The organism is Methanolobus psychrotolerans, assembly GCF_002243045.1.
Taxonomy (GTDB): Archaea; Halobacteriota; Methanosarcinia; order Methanosarcinales; family Methanosarcinaceae; genus Methanolobus; species Methanolobus psychrotolerans.
The window spans coordinates 14,411-31,855 of sequence record NZ_MBKP01000001.1 but is presented as its reverse complement, the minus strand read 5'-3'; the positions used below and the strand labels follow the sequence as shown (position 1 = coordinate 31,855).

The 17,445-nt window shown below is 42.7% G+C and carries 10 protein-coding genes; 3 read left to right on the top strand and 7 right to left on the bottom strand.

Annotated features, from left to right (window positions below):
* Positions 1-15: 15 nt before the first annotated feature.
* A complete protein-coding gene (locus BB781_RS00105) occupies positions 16-993 on the bottom strand; it encodes a galactose-1-phosphate uridylyltransferase (RefSeq protein WP_094226468.1) in 978 nt (325 codons plus the stop codon).
* Position 994: 1 nt separating this feature from the next.
* Positions 995-2,794: a glycosyltransferase gene (locus tag BB781_RS00100; RefSeq protein WP_094226514.1), complete on the bottom strand. Its 1,800-nt coding sequence runs from the start codon at positions 2,792-2,794 to the stop codon at positions 995-997.
* A gap of 221 nt (positions 2,795-3,015) precedes the next feature.
* Between BB781_RS00100 and BB781_RS00095 the strand changes: the two genes are divergently transcribed.
* Positions 3,016-4,041, top strand: a complete 1,026-nt coding sequence (locus BB781_RS00095; RefSeq protein ID WP_094226467.1) for a DUF21 domain-containing protein — start codon at positions 3,016-3,018, stop codon at positions 4,039-4,041.
* Positions 4,042-4,075: 34 nt separating this feature from the next.
* On the opposite strand, the gene BB781_RS00090 is transcribed toward BB781_RS00095, so the two are convergent.
* The 3 genes from BB781_RS00090 to BB781_RS00080 all read right to left on the bottom strand — a co-directional run bounded on the left by BB781_RS00090 (position 4,076) and on the right by BB781_RS00080 (position 11,552).
* Positions 4,076-6,790 carry a cation-translocating P-type ATPase gene (locus tag BB781_RS00090; RefSeq protein ID WP_094226466.1) on the bottom strand — a complete coding sequence of 905 codons (2,715 nt, stop codon included), beginning with the start codon at positions 6,788-6,790 and terminating at the stop codon, positions 4,076-4,078.
* An 85-nt stretch (positions 6,791-6,875) separates the two neighbouring features.
* A complete protein-coding gene (locus tag BB781_RS00085) occupies positions 6,876-7,487 on the bottom strand; it encodes a MarC family protein (RefSeq protein WP_340637499.1) in 612 nt (203 codons plus the stop codon).
* 513 nt (positions 7,488-8,000) lie between these two features.
* Positions 8,001-11,552, bottom strand: coding sequence for a PAS domain S-box protein (locus BB781_RS00080; protein WP_094226464.1), 3,552 nt, complete (start codon positions 11,550-11,552; stop codon positions 8,001-8,003).
* A 452-nt stretch (positions 11,553-12,004) separates the two neighbouring features.
* Between BB781_RS00080 and BB781_RS00075 the strand changes: the two genes are divergently transcribed.
* On the top strand, positions 12,005-12,655 hold the full coding sequence (locus tag BB781_RS00075) for a peroxiredoxin (RefSeq protein ID WP_094226513.1): 651 nt from the start codon (positions 12,005-12,007) through the stop codon (positions 12,653-12,655).
* A 59-nt stretch (positions 12,656-12,714) separates the two neighbouring features.
* On the opposite strand, the gene BB781_RS00070 is transcribed toward BB781_RS00075, so the two are convergent.
* Together BB781_RS00070 and thiC are read right to left on the bottom strand one after the other, a co-directional pair.
* The gene (locus tag BB781_RS00070) at positions 12,715-13,551 is read right to left on the bottom strand and encodes an MBL fold metallo-hydrolase (protein ID WP_094226463.1); all 837 of its coding nucleotides are present in this window, start codon (positions 13,549-13,551) and stop codon (positions 12,715-12,717) included.
* A gap of 68 nt (positions 13,552-13,619) precedes the next feature.
* Positions 13,620-14,903, bottom strand: a complete 1,284-nt coding sequence (gene thiC / locus BB781_RS00065; RefSeq protein WP_094226462.1) for a phosphomethylpyrimidine synthase ThiC — start codon at positions 14,901-14,903, stop codon at positions 13,620-13,622.
* Between the two features lie 161 nt (positions 14,904-15,064).
* On the opposite strand from thiC, the gene BB781_RS00060 reads away from it, so the two are divergent.
* The gene (locus BB781_RS00060; protein ID WP_094226461.1) at positions 15,065-17,407 is read left to right on the top strand and encodes a DNA topoisomerase I; all 2,343 of its coding nucleotides are present in this window, start codon (positions 15,065-15,067) and stop codon (positions 17,405-17,407) included.
* The last annotated feature ends 38 nt before the right edge of the window (positions 17,408-17,445 follow it).

Below are 17,445 nucleotides of genomic sequence, written 5' to 3'. Positions count from 1 at the left end.
TCACCTTATGTTCTCCTATGATTTTCCAAGCAGGTGCTCAGCAGCTGTTTCCGGAGGCATTGAATTGATATAAATATCTGTGTTCTTTTCAAAACCAGCAGCAATCGATGTCACGGGTGATATGCGGACATTGAAATGGTAACTCAGGTCATTTTCTACCTGGAAGAACATGTAATTATATGCCAGTTCAGGTATAGTCTGTTCCAGCAATGAAACAGTTTTCCTGATGCAGTCTCCAAGAGATAGCAGCATTTCATCACTAAAAGCTGATATATGGTTCACATGCTGTTTTGGAAGCATCCACATCTCATAGGGAACCCTGGAAAAATATGGTGTTATCAGGATGAAAGCATCGTTTTCGTACACAAGTCTTTCTTTTCCCATTTCCTTTTCAACTATCCTGCAGTAAGGGCAGGTTCCCAGTTCTTCCATTGCCTTCCTTTCTCTTGTGATAGTGCAGGGAACTATGGGGAGAGCTATTAGTTGCGAGTGGGTATGTTCCAGGGATGCGCCTGCTTTTTTCCCCCAGTTCTTGAAAAGTGAAACGTACCTTATCCCTTCCTGTGACTGGTAGTGCATTACTCTGTCCCTGTACACTTTCATCAGGAGAAGTATCTCTTCATCCGAAAAAAGATGGAGCTTGCTTTCATGCAGTGGATCCTCAACGATCACTTCATGGAATCCGTATCCTTTTTCAACTTCAAATACAGTCTGTCCGACTTCCGGGGCATTTGGGGATAATGCAGGATAGAGATTTGGGATGCATCTTATCTGCCAGTTTGTAACACGCTGTCCATCAGTGTCCCTGAGGATCTCACCATTCTTGTACACTGCATTTGCAGGCGGGGTCTGATCCTCGTGACCGTTACAAAAAAAACAGCTTTCAGATTTGACATCCTCGCCACAAGCCTTTGGAGCAGATGGTCTTTTACTTCTTCCGAATGCTATTATACAATGCTCGTCAAGAAAATAGTGCTTACGTATTTCAGACATTTTATTCCATCCTCGTTCCGGTGAGAAGCTCATAGTACGTTTTGATGGGCTCTTCCCAGTTCATGTCTCTTGCAAGAAGATTTGCTTCCTGGCAGAGAAGATTGTACTTTACTTTGTCATCTGTGTATGTGTCAATGAAATAGTCCATGGCAAGGGCGTAGTCTGCAATAGATTCCAGATAAGAGCTATTAATATTATCAACAACGATAACTCCTCCCATCCCCATGACAAGGCGTTTGAGGGTTTTAAGTGCGTCACTGAAACCGCAGATCTTGCTTACAATGCTTGGGGTTGATTCTTTCCCTGCTTCCAGTCCTGTAAGCAGGAAAGGTTCATACTTTGAAGGGAACACACCGGCAATGCAACCTGCCATGAATTCATCAGGTCTCAGGTTTAGCCCGCCATCATGGTCGGATATCCACTGCGGATACAATACTGCAGCAACATGCCTGCTGCCATCCGGTATTTTAGAGCATTCCAGTCCCCTGGCCTTGATCATCTGCTGAAGGCGTATTTCTTCTCCAACCAGTATCTCTTCTGGAAGATTTACCGGGAAGTTGTCGGGTAGATTTGTCTTTGGTCCGTGTGCAGCAATAATAAAACAGATTACCCGGTAGTTTTCATCAAGATATCCAGCGTCGATCTCAGTTTTAACCATCCTGTCAAGTAATAAAAGGGAATCGAGCAGATCCGGATATCCTTTGTTCTCTATTTCGATGCGTGATATTGAAAAAATGGGTATTATCCTGTCAGGTGGTATAGTCTTGCTGTCAAATACATTGTATATCTTTTCAGACAGACTACTCTGTATCTTCTGCCTGCACATTGTCTTCTTTTCCCACTCTATTTCTTCATCTTCTTTGTCTATACCATTGCGGACGACTACCGAATCTATGCCGTAGAAGAGTTTTATTTCCTTACGCGTTGAGTCCCCCACTGCGGTAACAACGTCTGCATATGCTGAAAGTGACTCCAGTTTTGCATGATTGACCGGAACGCCGCTGTCCCATGAACTGTCGTTCTCTCTTATTTTCTGAATTGAACGATGTCCTGATGACCTGCCTGGAAGTGTTGCGTGGTAAGTTGCAACAGTTTTAACACTTAATCCAAGTTTCTTCAGACGGGCAAGAGCATAGAATACTCCGAATTCATGACAATGAAGTGAAACATGGACTGCGGGCATGAGGGATGCGGCAAATTCCGATATTGCCTCATCTTCATATTTCTGGGACCTTTTTTCCCGGGCCGTTACAAGTGTCCTTACGAATTCGGAAATTGCATAGGATAAATTCAGATAATGTGTATATTCCATACCATTGCCCATACTCTCATAGGTCATGGAATCCAGGCCTATAAAGTCAAATGCTTCCGCTTTTATCATGCTGGCCAGACACATTTCATTTCCCTTGTATTCCCTGCTGACCCGGCAAAAATCATCTGTCCTGAACATCAGGTGTATTATTTTCACACCTCTTACATATTCAATTCCGGGGTGCACATCGATACCCTTTCTTTTAAGCTCTTCAACGGTCTCAAATATCTCGCCTTCGCTTTCTATCTCTTCAAGTCCGCTCATATCGGTGATACGATTCTGCCCTTTATTCCAGTCAGAACCAGTGTGACCATAGTAAGGACCTGCTACAATGATATAGGGAACTTTTTGTTCATCAATGATCCCTTTACTGATGAGATTTGCAAGGTTCTTTGCTTCGGCATCAATAACATTCCATATGCCTCCCATCTTATTGGACTTCGGTCCGGCTTCTTCGCCTGCTATTATTATACATTTGCTTTCTAACATCATTCCTTTCCCCCTGAAAATTCGCCTTTTCTAAATAGAGTTCCAATTATATATTATAATATCTGCAAAGAGTTCCCGCTCCTTACATATTCAAGCATTATCTCTAAAGTGCGTATGCTATATTTACATTAAAAAAAAGCGGTCATATATGGAAAAGTATTATTACTTTTATATACATAACAAAGCTGAGGTTTTTGAATAGTACCTTAGCGGAATAACGTATGAATGACGTATTAATATGGTTTTTTATAGTTCTCTGCCTGGTTCAATCCGGAATATTTTCCGGACTGACAATAGGCATGTTCGGATTGAGTCGGCTTCGTCTTGAGATAGAGGCTGAAGCTAAGAATGAGGACGCAAGGAAAATACTGGAACTAAGGCACAATTCCCATCTGTTGCTTTCTACTTTGCTGTGGGGCAATGTGGGTATCAATGTTCTTCTGGCGTTGCTGACGGATTCCATAATGTCTGGTGCTTCAGCATTTGTATTTTCCACGGTTCTGATTACCTGCTTTGGTGAGATAGCTCCACAGGCTTATTTCACACGTAACTCCTTAAGACTTGGAGCTGCCTTTTCTCCGGTTGTCAAATTCTATGTAGCTTTGTTGTATCCGGTTGCAAAACCATCTTCAATGCTTCTGGATATGTGGCTTGGAAAAGAGAAAATGGAGTTCTTCAAAGAGCGCTCCCTTAGGATCATGCTTAGCAAACATATGGTTTCAGAGAGCAGTGACATCGATCGTCTTGAAGGCCTTGGTGCTTTGAATTTCCTTTCTATAGATGACCTTTACATCAAACAGGAAGGGTCTTTGATAGATCCTGCAAGTATAATCTCTTTGCCTACTTACAATGGTCTTATCATATTTCCACCCGTTGGGGAAGAGAGTTTTGACCAGTTACTGGAAAAGATAGCTTCCAGTTCAAAGAAATGGGTCATAGTGGTGGATGAGAACAATGAACCGATAATGGCCATTGATTCGGGTTCCTTCCTGAGGGATGTTACATGCAGGAAAACGGATTTCAATCCCTATCGGCACTGTCATCATCCTATAGTTGTAAGTAATCCTAAAGAGAAGATAGGCGATGTGCTTCATAAGATGAAGGTCTACCCAGTGGATGCCGAGGATGATGTCATTGATAATGACCTGATCATCTACTGGAACCAGGATGACCCTCAAAAGATCATCATAACCGGTTCGGATATACTTGGCCGGTTGCTCAGGGGAATAGTTGTGAGGGTCGAATGATCTCCTATTTTAGATCACTATATTTGTATATTTATCACCATTTTAAGAATCGAGTAGCAAGTACCGATTCTTTCCTTATAGCATATTTTCTCAATTCATCTACTGCTAGTAGTAACAAGGCAAATGGTACTGCCAGGAGTATATATCTCAGGGATATTGCTGCTGTGTTAAATACCAGATTCACAAGTGGGTTGTAGATTATTAAGGATAGTATCAGAAGCTCGCTGGCAATACCAAAAAGCACCATTCTGTTACTGAAAAATCCTTTTGTCAACACCGACTGACGCCTTGTCCTTGATGTGAATACGTTTGCTATCTGGCAGACAATAACAGCTCCGAAAAATGCTGTTATGGCCTGCATGTAAAGGCTATCAGAGAATGGAAGCTGCTGTCCCCATGTCCATCCCCCGTCAAATAGCACTGCAAAGTAGCATGCAAAGCCAGCGGCAGCTTCAATTGGCCCTTTGATGCCGTATGATGTCAACATTAACGGCGAAGTGAGTAGTTTTTCTTCACTGGAGCGTGGCGGACGTTTCATTATGTCCCCTTCTCCTTTTTCAACAGCAAGGGACAATGCAGGGAGTATGTCTGTTCCAAGGTCTATTGCAAGGATGAGCTGTACGTTCATTGGCAGGGGCAGTGCCAGCAGTACAAAGGCGATAAATGGCAATATTTCAGGGATATTGCTTGTAAGGATGTAGGCTATGAATTTCTTGATGTTATCAAAGACAGTCCTGCCTTCTTCAATGGCGTTGACAATAGTTGCAAAATTATCATCAAGTAGTACCATATCTGCTACCTCCCTGGCAACGTCCGTACCACTTCCCATGGCAACACCCATGTCTGCGTTCTTCATGGCAGGCGCATCATTCACGCCATCTCCGGTCATTGTTACAATTTCGCCTGCTGCCTGGAAGGCACGCACTATCTTAAGTTTCTGCACGGGGGAGGTGCGTGCAAATACAATGCTTGGTGCCTTCAGTTTTGTTATAAGTTCTTCTGTAGAGAGTTCTTCAAGTTCTGCACCTGTTATCAATACAGGTTCGATATGATCATCGGTAAGGCCCACAGTTGCAGCGATTGAGCGGGCCGTCACCGGGTGGTCGCCTGTTATCATAACAACCTTGATGCCGGCAAGGTGGCACTTCCTGATGGCTTCTCTGGCCTCCGGTCGTGGAGGGTCTACAGCTCCTGCAAATCCAAGGAAGATGAATCCATTATCATATTCGTCTTCATTGTCTGCTTTTCTGTAAGCAAAGGCAAGCACTCTTTCTCCTTTGTTTGCCATTAAAAGATGTTCTTCTTCAAGGACATTTTTCCGTTTATCATCAAGTGCTTCCTCTTTTCCTCCAACCAGTATGTGGCTGCACATGTCAAGAATGACTTCCGGTGCTCCCTTAAGGTATACTTCCGTGTCTCCAGATGGTGTTTTACAGATGACCTGCATTCTCTGTTTTTTGGAGTCAAAAGGATATTCCTGCATCCTGGGATATTCATCTTTCATTTTTCCAATATCTGTGAACCCACTGGAATAAACGAGCAAGGAACCTTCGGTGGGATCCCCTTTATATCCGGGTTTTTCTTCTGTGAGCCTTGAGTTGTTACATACGATCGCCACACGTAACAGCATTTCTGGTGGTTCTGCCTTTTTTTCCACATCCAGATGTCCGGTACCAGTATAAACAGAATGTATGTTCATCTTATTTTGTGTAAGGGTTCCTGTTTTATCGGTACAGATGACAGTTGTGGAGCCAAGTGTTTCAACTGATTCCAGTTGTTTTATAAGAGCGTTCCTTTTTGCCATTCTCTTTGATGCAAGGCTCAGGGCAAGCGTTACCGTTGGCAGAAGACCTTCAGGTACGTTTGCAACGATGATGCCAATGGCAAATATCAGATTTGTCAGGAACGTGTCATGAATGAGGGACCCTATCAGGAAGAAAGAAACTCCAAGAAACATGGCAATTGCAGAAATGACCTTGATGAAATCATTTAGTTCCCTGCGTATAGGGGTGTCCACGGAAGATGTCTGTTCGGTCAGGGCTGCAAGCTTTCCTATCTGTGTATCCGAACCGGTACCAAAGACAAGTGCTTTGCCGTTTCCGGTCTGGACGAGCGTTCCTGAGAATACCATATTCCTGCATTCCAGCATGTTGGGATGAGTGCAGTCAAGGGAACGCAGCTGTGGTTCAGCTTCTCCTGTTATTGGTGAGTTGTCAACCTTTAGCGAATTTTCTTCGACGAGCCTGCCATCAGCAGGTATCTTGTCACCTTCCTCCAGATAAATAACATCCCCAACAACAATCTCAGTGGCAAGTATCTCTTTGATCTCTCCATCCCTCAGTACCCGGGCTTTTGGCGGGATGAGGTTTTTGAAACTTGCCATTATCTTTTCAGCCTGGTATTCCTGAATGAATGTGAAACTACCGTTAAGAATCACAACTCCAAGCAGGGCTATGGCTATGAAGATGTTACCCTGTCCGGGGTCAAGCCACTCGGCAATAAATGATAGTATAGATCCAAATAGAAGCAGAAGTGAGAAGAAGTTATTATATTGTTTGATATATTTGATTATGGGACTTTCCTTTCCGGTCTCTTCGAAAATGTTCCTTCCGCAAAGGGCTATTCTTCGGCTTGCTTCTTCAGAAGACAAGCCCTCAGCTGTTGCATTAAGCCTTTCAAATATTTTCTCCCGCAAGATGTTATGTTCGTCACCACGGGATTTGCATTGGAAGTTCCTTTCTTCAGGCACCCTGTCACCCGCACTCTTTGATATTTATGGGGTACTAACATAAAATCATTGTGATTGTGGTTCTCTCATCCGCTTACAAAATAGTTTACTGGAATGAGACATAAATATTCCAGAGTCCCTGGGAGATGAAATTAACTGCCATTGCCGCAAGTAAAAGACCCATAAGCCGTGTGAACACCAGCATTCCGGTGTATCCGAGGAATTTGTATATTCTCCTGGAAAAACGGAATAGTACCATTGTTATTGCGAATGTGAGTAGTATTGCAAAAAGGACTGCTATGTTTTGCAAAATTGAAGATGCACTTCCCATAAGGACTATTACTGTTGTGATTGCACCCGGCCCCGTCAAAAGAGGGAGCGCGATCGGGAATATCCATATATCGCTGCGGTCCATTGATTTGTCGATCTCTTTTTCGGTGATACTTTCGCGGGAAACTTTTGCAAGCATCATGTCAAAGGCTACGGTAAAAAGCAGCACTCCACCAGCCACTCTTAATGAATCGATGCTTATTCCAAAAAAGTCCAGTATCATTTCTCCAGATATCGCAAAAAATAAAGCGATGATACAGGCAAGAATCACTGATTTGGTAGCAAGTGCATTCTTCTCTTCCAGTTTCAGTTCACTAGTCAGTGAAACGAATGTGACAACTCCGCTGACCGGGCTGATTATGGCAAATAGGGAACTGAACGCGTATATCAGAAATGCAATATTATCCGTCTTTGTTCCCTCCCCTGTTCAACTTGCTTTACGTATTTTCCAGACATACATAAGAGTTGCGGTTATTGATGTCATTATGCAAATTTACCTGAGTGTGCGTGAGTCATTTTTAGTCTTGAAAGGTTTACATAAATCTCCTGGATCCAGGTTTGGTATATATAGCAATTTCATCCGGTTCTGTCTATTTTGTTGCACAATCTCAAATAATGCATACTGCATTTATATTTTGACGATATATCTATATAGTAGTAATTATAAAACTGCGAATTGCCAGAGAATTATTACTCTGGTGTATTGCGGATGTGGGTCATTTGATTCTCCATCAAACTACCTCCTTAAAACTCCACCACATCCCACTTCCAAAGTTACCCTGGTTTATCCAGGGTCACTTCCCATGGATAAAAAGGTCTTTTACAGTTGATATCTTCTTCAGCCAGAAGTATACAATTAGGGTTGACACTAAAAGAGTAATTATGTGGTTTACAATAAGGCTCAGCTGCGGTCCTTTTCAGCTATTGGCAATTCAAATGTGAAATTACTTCCTTTTCCGATTTCACTTTGGACCCATATATTTCCATCATGCAGCTCTATAAGTTCCTTGACCAATGCAAGTCCAAGTCCTGTTCCCTGGTACTTTCTTGAAATAGATGAATCGATCTGGCTGAATGGTTTAAACAAACTCTTCTGGTCTTCCGGAGAGATGCCTATGCCGGTATCGATAATGGATATACGCAGTTTCTTGTCATTCACACACGTAACTACGGTGACATTACCTCCATCGTCTGTGAACTTTATCGCATTCCCTATAAGGTTATACATTATCTGTTTGAGCTTTGATCTGTCTGCCTTCACCTTTGGCATGTCCTCACACATATTTACGTTAACACTTATCATCTTGCTTGATGCAAGGGTTTCTGTCATAGTTACTATTTCATTCACAGCTGCAGTCATATCCACCAGTTCTATATGAAGTTCCATTTTCCCAGCTTCTACCTTGGAAATGTCAAGGATATCATTGATGAGGCTTAACAGGTGATATCCACTGTTAGATATATGATTCATGTAGTGTTCCTGCTTAGGACCAAGTTTCCCTGCAAGGCCATCCAGCATGACATCAGAGAAACCTATGATGGAGTTTAATGGTGTGCGCAGTTCATGGCTCATATTGGCAAGGAATTCACTTTTAGTGCGGTTGGCAGTCTCAGCTTCGATCTTAGCTTGAAGCATGGCTGCTTCAGCCCGTATCCTGTCAGTTATGTCTCTTCCCACAGCCTGGATCAGATTGTTCTGTGTCTGGAGTACTGAAGCACTGACATCTATGTACAAGATCTTCCCATTAGAATCCAACATTCTTGTTTCATTACGTATGGATCCTTTCAATCGAAGTTCCATCATTTTTGTGATATTATCTTCTCTTTCATCTGGAACGATCAATTCTAGAATTGATTTTTGTTTAAGCTCCTCTTCAGTATACCCAAACATTTCACAAGCCTTTTTGTTAACATCAACTATCGATCCATTGATGTGATGGATCATTATGCCATCATTTGACTTTTCAAAAAGGCTCCTGTATTTAGTCTCACTTCTGATTATATCTTCTTCTGCCTTTATTTGCTTACTAATGTCCCTTACAATGGCCTGCGCCAGGTCTGGATATCCTTCAAGTACCTTTGCATTGACCTCTGCATCGAAAGTTTCACCATTTGCTTTTGCATATACAGTATGTACATACACAAATCCCTGCTCTTTGAACAGTTGCATTCCCATGACACCGGCACGCATGTGCCCGGGAGCCAGAAGGTCAACAACATTCATCTTCTGCAAATCATCTTTAGTGTACCCGAACATCTCACAGGCTTTCTCATTTACATCAACTATCTGACCATCAACATGATTCAGGAATATAGCATCGTTTGATTGCTCAAAGAGTGTCCTGTATCTTTCTTCATTGCGCTGGAGTTCTTCTTCGGCTTCTTTACCTCCGGTGATATCTTCTGTGAAGATCACAAGACCGCCAATTGTACCATCGGCTGCTTTCCAGGGCCGGACTTCCCAGCGCAACCATTGTACACTCCCATCGGCTCGTTGGAAACAATCTTCATCTTTACGGATAACTTCTCCTTTCAGAACCCGGCGATGTATCGATTTCAATTCGTCACTGATCTCAGGGAATACATCGTAATGACACAGGCCGCGCAAATCCCGGTCACCAAGGGAATAATCATTGAGCCAGCGCTGACTGACAGCGATATAACACATAGTGCGGTCAAACATCGCTAATGAGGCGGGTGCATGCTCTATGAACAGCCTTAGCATTTCCTCACTTTCACGCATTTTCTCTTCAGCACGTTTGCGTTCTGTTATATCTCTTACAACAGCCTGTGCAATTCCTTTATAGCCCTCAAGGATCTTGGCATTGATCTCTACATCAATGACATCTCCGTTTGCAGTGAGGTATTTTGTATCAGCCCGTATGAAACCATTAATTCTAATAATTTTCTTAACCTCTGTGCCATGGTCCCTCTCTTCCGGGATCAATAGATCAACTACATTCATTTTCTGTAATTCTTCTCTGGAATATCCAAAAATTTCACAGGCCCTGTTGTTCACGTCTACTATTTGTCCATCAAGTGTGTTTAGAACTATTGCATCATTTGATTGTTCTATAAGTGATCTATATTTTTTTTCACTTCGATTGACTTCTTCCTCGGCTATTTTGCGCTCGGTGATGTTCACTGATGTTCCGTATGTCAGGAAAGTTCCGTCATTTTGGAGATGTGAAGAGCCTATGGAGTTTACCCATACGGTATTTCCGTCATCAGAGAGCAATCTATAATCCAGATCAATGGGGGTATCGGGCTGTACAAAAGAAAGTTTGAATGTATCATTTACTTTGGGAAGGTCTTGGGGATGTATGTGTGCAAAGTATTTACCCCAATTATTTCCGATGGTCCCATCAGGGATTCCCAGTACTCTATCAACAGGTTTTGAAATATAGGTACTCAGTACATTTCCGTCCTTATCAAAGCTAGCTTTCCATATTATCGAATCTATAGAATTAACGACTTCCTCAAAATCCCTTTCTTTTTGAAGTAGTATTGTCTCTGTATTCTTACGATCAAGGACATTGGTTATCATATCTCCGGCAATCTTTAGTATATAGAGCTCATTATCATTCCAATCTCTTTTCTTTATTTTAGAATCAATGCTGATAAAACCTTTGAACACCCCATAACGTGAAAGGGGGATCATTGCAATGGATCTAATCCCCAGATCCTGGAGTATCCTTTTTAAATATTCTTTTTCGTCTGGTATTTTATCGACATCAGGAATGTTGACTATCTGTAAATTGCCAAGTTGTTCAAAAACGATTTTTTTCGAATCCACTTTTTGATCGAGTGGAATTTTCGAAACGATTCCGTCAACATGCCACTCATGTGTTTTTGTAATGTAGTCCGTATCTTGGTCCACACTGAATAACGATGCACGATCTGCCTGTATGAAATTTGCCAGATCCTTAAGGGTCATATTGACATCTCTGTCAATGTCCATGAAATTGCTGTTGATAAAACGGCTTGATATTTGATTTATGAGCCTGTCCTTGCGCATGCTTTGTTGAAGTTCAAGAGACATTTCCTTTTTACTTGTCAGGTCTTCAATAATGGCATGACATCCGTTAATCTCACCCATTTCATCTCTTTTGGGAAAGGCATTGAAACTTAAGAATAGTTCCTTGTTCCATATAGACCTGTAAGTTGTCACTATCGAAGAATTGCTGCCGATGACAAGTGTTTCTTCAATAGTTGCAGAAATGCCGGATTCAACAAGAGGTGGAAAAGTCAGCATATTTACTTTTTTTGTATCTTCAGGTGAAGGAGATCCTAATATCTGCAGGAGAAAATCATTTACAGCAGTTATTTTCCCTTCCCTGTCACACGAAAGTATGCCAAGGGGCAGCTGGTCAACCAGGTTCTCAAACCCATCGTGACTTTTCTCAGGCAGATCATGCGAGTTATCTGCATTCAAGTTATACTTTGTTGTCATCTTTTTTAGTTTCAGGTCGATGTGATCAAAAAATGGTATATTCTATATGGTATGCAGTAAAACATTTGTATACGCCTGTATTTATAATTTATTCTACTATTTAATGCTGCACTTTTGACATCATTAATATTCGTTTTCTTATGATCAAGTTCTTATGTTCATAGTCCTTAATATTTAATGGAGTGTGGACAGATATTGCTATATTTTGATCTGTTCATGTAGTTTACACTTCTCAGAAATGGTGATTTGATATGGATGAGAAAAAAGACACAAAAAAATATCTTGAAGAACAGTTCAAAGATATGAGGGAATACATTTCCAGGAACATAAAGGACCTGGAACTGGAAAAGGAATTCGATAAGCAGGTAAAGGATATCAATGAGTATTTTGACAGCAGTATGAAGAAGTTAAAAGCAGGAATAGGTGATAAAACTCCTGCAACACCTGTGAATATGCCTTTGATAGGTGATAATGCACCATCTTTTACTGCTGTTACTACTGCAGGTGAAGTCAATTTCCCAAAGGATTACAAGGGCAAGTGGGTAATTTTTTTCAGTCACCCGGCTGACTTCACTCCGGTATGTACTACGGAGTTCATGACCTTTGCAGGTATGCAGGATGATTTCAAGAAACTGAATGCTGAACTGCTGGGTCTTTCCATTGACAGTATCTATGCCCATATTGCATGGCTTCGGACCATTAAGGAAAAAATAGAATATAAGGGCATGAAAAATGTGGAAGTGAACTTCCCTGTCATTGAAGACCTTAAGATGGATATTGCAAAGAAGTTTGGTATGCTGCAGCCAAATGCCTCGGACACCCAGGCTGTCAGGGCAGTGTTCATGATCGATCCGAAAGCAAAGATAAGGGCCATACTCTATTATCCGCTTTCCAACGGAAGAAACATGGATGAGATCAAGAGACTGCTGCTGGCCATGCAAAAATCCGATTCAGAACAGGTGGCAACTCCTGCTAACTGGCAGCCAGGTGAAGATGTGATAATTCCGCCACCTGGATCATGTGGAACTGCTAAGGAAAGGGTTGAATCAAAGGAAGAGGGAAAATACTGTCTTGACTGGTTCATGTGCTTTAAGAAACAGTAATAGAGGCCTCTCTCTTAACTTTCCTTTTTTGGCTCTGTTGAAATTCTATCATCCTTATTTTAATATTCAAGTTGAAGGCCGGAACCTACTTCTTTAAGTTCACAGACCGTTGACAGTTTTATCCTCGATGTAAGATCTGTGCAATGGCATGCATGAACTTCTGTGGCATTGAGTTTCCTGAAGTATTCAACTGTTCCGTTGATCTTTTTTTCAGATGGCCGGAGTAAATGAAATCCTCCTATTACATCTATAATTCTATCCTCGTTGCAGACGTTTTTTGCATACTCGATCATGTTACATATCCCGGAATGCGAACAACCTGTTACAATAACAAGACCCTTTTCGGTCTTAACTGCAAGGGCAGTATCCTCAACAAGGTTATCCTCTTCTTCTTTTTCTTCTATGATAACTTTGCTTTCAGGTTCACTGAGTTCAAAATCATATATCCGGGGGATCTCTCCAAGGAATACTATGTTCTCTGTCAGCCACAAAGGCTCCTTGCTTAGTTGCAGTTTGAAGATTCTCGATAGTTTTTCTGCGCAGAAAAGACTTCCAATTTCACCAAGATCTGCATGGATCTTTGTATTGAAGACCAGCGGATGGGCTACAACAGTTGGTTTGGAATGCTTAAAACCTTCTATTTTTGCTTCTGTGAATAATTTTACCATGGAGTCAAGTCCCCATGTATGGTCCAGATGGCCATGGGACAGGACTATATGCTCAAGGTCTAGCAGGTCTATCTTCATCCTGTGCGCATTCCTAAGAAATGCATCAGAGTATCCAGTATCGAAAAGTATTCTCTTTCCATTGTCTTCTATAAAGTAGGACACTCCTGGTTCACCTAAGAAATAGCGGTCAATGAAGGTGTTATTATCCAGAAGGACTGTAAGTTTCATATTGGTTTAATTTGTCATTTAACATTTAAAAGAGTTACATTGCAGGAAAGCAATAGGTGAGCATCCTGTCACCTGTTCTTCTCTTCCTCAAAAGCCTTGCTTACTATTTTCATAGCGCACAGGTCACCGCACATTGAACATGCATCGCTTCCTGTGTTTCTGCTTTCCCGTATGTGCTTTGCCTTTTCTCCGTCAATGGCAAGGTCAAACTGGGTCTCCCAGTCAAGGTTCTTGCGGGCATATGCCATTTTATCATCAATGGCTCTTGCACGCTCTTTCTGGCCTTCCTTTGCAAGGTCTGCTGCATGGGCTGCTATTCTTGTGACAATGGTCCCTTCGCGGATATCATCGTTAGTTGGCAGTGCAAGGTGTTCTGCGGGGGTGGTCATGCAGAGGAAATCGGCTCCGTACATGCCGGCCAATGTGCCCCCTATGGCTCCGGTGATGTGATCATATCCTGGGGCTATGTCTGTGACAAGAGGACCCAGCAGATAGAGTGGAGCATTGTCACACAGGCTCTTCATTCCCTTAACGCTGAGCTCTATCTCATCTATGGGGACATGTCCGGGGCCTTCCACAAAACACTGGATGTTCGCTTCCCTGGTGCGTTTGACCAGTTCCCCCAGGCATATGAATTCCATAAATGATGGCCTGTCAGAAGCATCGTGGATGCATCCGGGTCTCATGCCGTCGCCAAGACTTATCGCCATATCATACTCATGGGCGATCTCCATCAGGTAATCGTACTCATTATAGAAGGGGTTGTCCTCTCCGTTATGCAGCATCCAGGCAATGGTGAATGAACCGCCGCGACTGACAACATTTGTTATCCTGTCGCTCTGCTTTATCCGTTTAATGGAATCCTGGTTCACACCTGCATGTATGGTGACAAAGTCGATACCGTCCTTTGCGTGTTTGCGTACTGCGTTGAACATGTCATCGGATGTCATATCCACAACTGCTTTCTGCGAAGCTGCAGCCTGATATATGGGAACAGAACCTATTGGGATGTTTACAGCATCCATTATTTTTTTCCTGATAAGGTCCAGGTCCCCGCCGGTAGACAGGTCCATGAGTGCATCGGCACCAAATACCTCTGCTGTCTTTGCCTTTTCCACTTCCTCCCCGATGTTGATGTAGTCACGGGAGGTTCCGATATTAGCGTTGACCTTTGTACTGAGATATTTGCCTATACCTACAACTCTGCAGTCTCTTACAGGGTTGTTGGGGATGCTGATGAGTCCCCTGGCAACACATGAACAGATGGTCTTTGCGTCAATACCCTCGTCCCTGGCAACAGTTTCCATCTGGGATGTTATTATGCCTTTTTTTGCATCTTCCATTAATGTCATTGTAACTCCGGTATGCAGTGTCTTTGTTTAGGTGCAGATACATTCTTGGGGAATATATATGTTTCACAGAACTTATCGAATATTTGTTGATTCTATCATTCTGTATTACTTTCACTCTACAAGCTCAATTCTTATCTAATATCAGGACATACGGATGCAGCATGTCAATAGTCGTATTCACAGAAAAGAACAAGGCAGCTTCCCAGATAGCAGGCATTCTCAGCGGTGGACATTTCAACCGTGCATCGGTGGAAGGTGTTCCTGTGTACGATTTCAAACTTAACGGAAAAGAGTGGAGGATAATGGGTCTTGCCGGGCATATCATGGGCTATGATTTTCCTGAGCAGTTCAACAACTGGCGTGACTATGATCCTGCCATCCTTCTTGACACCGATCCTGTAAAAAATGTTACTAAAAAGCCATATGCTGCTGCTATCTCACTTCTTGCAGGCGGTGCTGAGGAAGTTGTCCTTGCCTGTGACTTTGACAGGGAAGGGGAAAATATAGGATTTGAGGCAAAATCGATCGCAGAGAAGGTAGCTTCTTTCCCGGTTAAAAGGGCTCGTTTTTCTTCATTATCTGCCAGTGAAATCAAAAATGCTTTTGCAAATCTTGTTGAACCGGACTATAATATGGCAATGTCAGCAGAGGCTCGCCAGATACTTGACCTGAAGATGGGCGCTGCATTTACCCGTTTCATAACACTGGCAGTTCGGGAAAGGGCACGCACCAAGGGTGTTATTTCAATAGGCCCTTGCCAGACTCCAACGTGCGGTTTTGTCTATGAGAGGGAGAAGCTCATAAAGAACTTCCAGTCAAAGGATTTCTGGAAGATAGAGGCTGTTTTTAGTGCAAGGGGCGCAGATTTTTCAGGCACTCACAGGGGAGGGCACATTTCCGAGAAGGCAAAAGCAGACGAGATATTTGCCAGGATCAAAAATTGCAAGAAAGGTCTTGTAGACAAAAAAAGCGTAAAAGAGGCTCTTACAAGTCCTCCGTATCCTTTGAATACAACTGAGTTCCTGAAACGCGCTTCCAAATTCCTGGACGTCAGTCCTGAAAATGCTCTTGAGGTCGCAGAACAGCTCTACCTTTCAGGTTTTACAAGTTACCCGAGGACTGAGACAAACAAATATGCTGATGATTTTGATTTCAGGTCAAAACTGGTGGCTTTTTCATCGGGCATTTACCAGAAGTATGCACTTTCAATACTTTCGGCCGGGGAAATTGCCTGCAGGAACGGTACTCGTGATGGGCATGACCATCCTCCTATACATCCTATAAAGGCGGCTTCAAGGGATGATGTGGAGAGGAGTATCAGAATGCCGGATGCATGGAAGGTGTATGATCTTATTGTGCGTCATTTTCTTGCAAATCTTATGGGACCTGCAATATTTGAAAAGACAAGGTTTGAGATCCTGGTTGGCGGGGAGATCTTTGACGTTACGGGTTCTGTACTTAAGGATGCCGGATGGCTTGACGTATATCCCTTTGAAACGAAAAATGATAAACTACTGCCTTATGTAGAAGAAAAGGAAGAGGTTGATGTCAAGGGTATCAAGAACATAAAATCAGAAACAACCCCTCCAAAAAGGCTTACTGAGGCAGAGCTGCTTACTTTGATGGACAAGCATGGTATTGGTACCAAAGCAACAGCTCCAACTCATATTGAAACTAATAAGAAAAGAGGTTATTTTGAAACAAAGGGGAAGACAATCTCAATCCTTGATACGGGTTTTACACTGATGGATACATTGGATGCCACAGTTCCTATACTTGTACAGCCGGAGATCAGGTCTCGTATAGAATCTCTTATACAGGATGTTGAAGATGGGAAAAAGACGTTTGATGATGCGCTTGCTGAGGGGACCGGGCTTATCAGGGAGATGTATTCTCAGCTAAGATCAAGCAAAGATGCCATTGCTGCAAGAATGGCAGGTACTATAACTGATGAACAGGTGTCAACTGATAAGAAGAACTTTGTGGGGACCTGTCCGCAGTGCGGACGGATGCTGCATATGATCAAGACCGAAAAGGGGAGGTTTGTGGGTTGTACTGGTTATCCTGAATGTAAAAATACATATCCTCTGCCAAAGGCAGGTGCTCTTACTGTCCTGCGTTCCCAGCAGTGTAGCAAAGATGGGGTTGCGGTTTTAAAGGTTGGCAATAAATACAACTGGGCTGTGGGAATTGGTCCCTGTTTTACTTGTGAGATGGAGAAGAAATGTTTCCCTCCCGAGGTAGTTGGTCCCTGTCCGGTATGTGACGGGTCTATTTTTCTTATATCTGTAAAGGATTCCCGTTTTCTTGGCTGTACTAACCGGTGTGGGCATACGCAGTCAATTCCAAAGGATGGCAGGCTCACTGTCCTTAGCACTTTGTGTGAGCACTGTGGCTGGCACATACTACGTGTCAAAGAGAAGGATAAAGATGCTGTGGAGTTCTGTGCCAACCGTCAATGTGCCGGCAGAAAGCAGAGATCCGGCGCAATCAACAAAAACTGATTTATGGCTAAATCAGTTTTGCTTGATTTAACCGATTG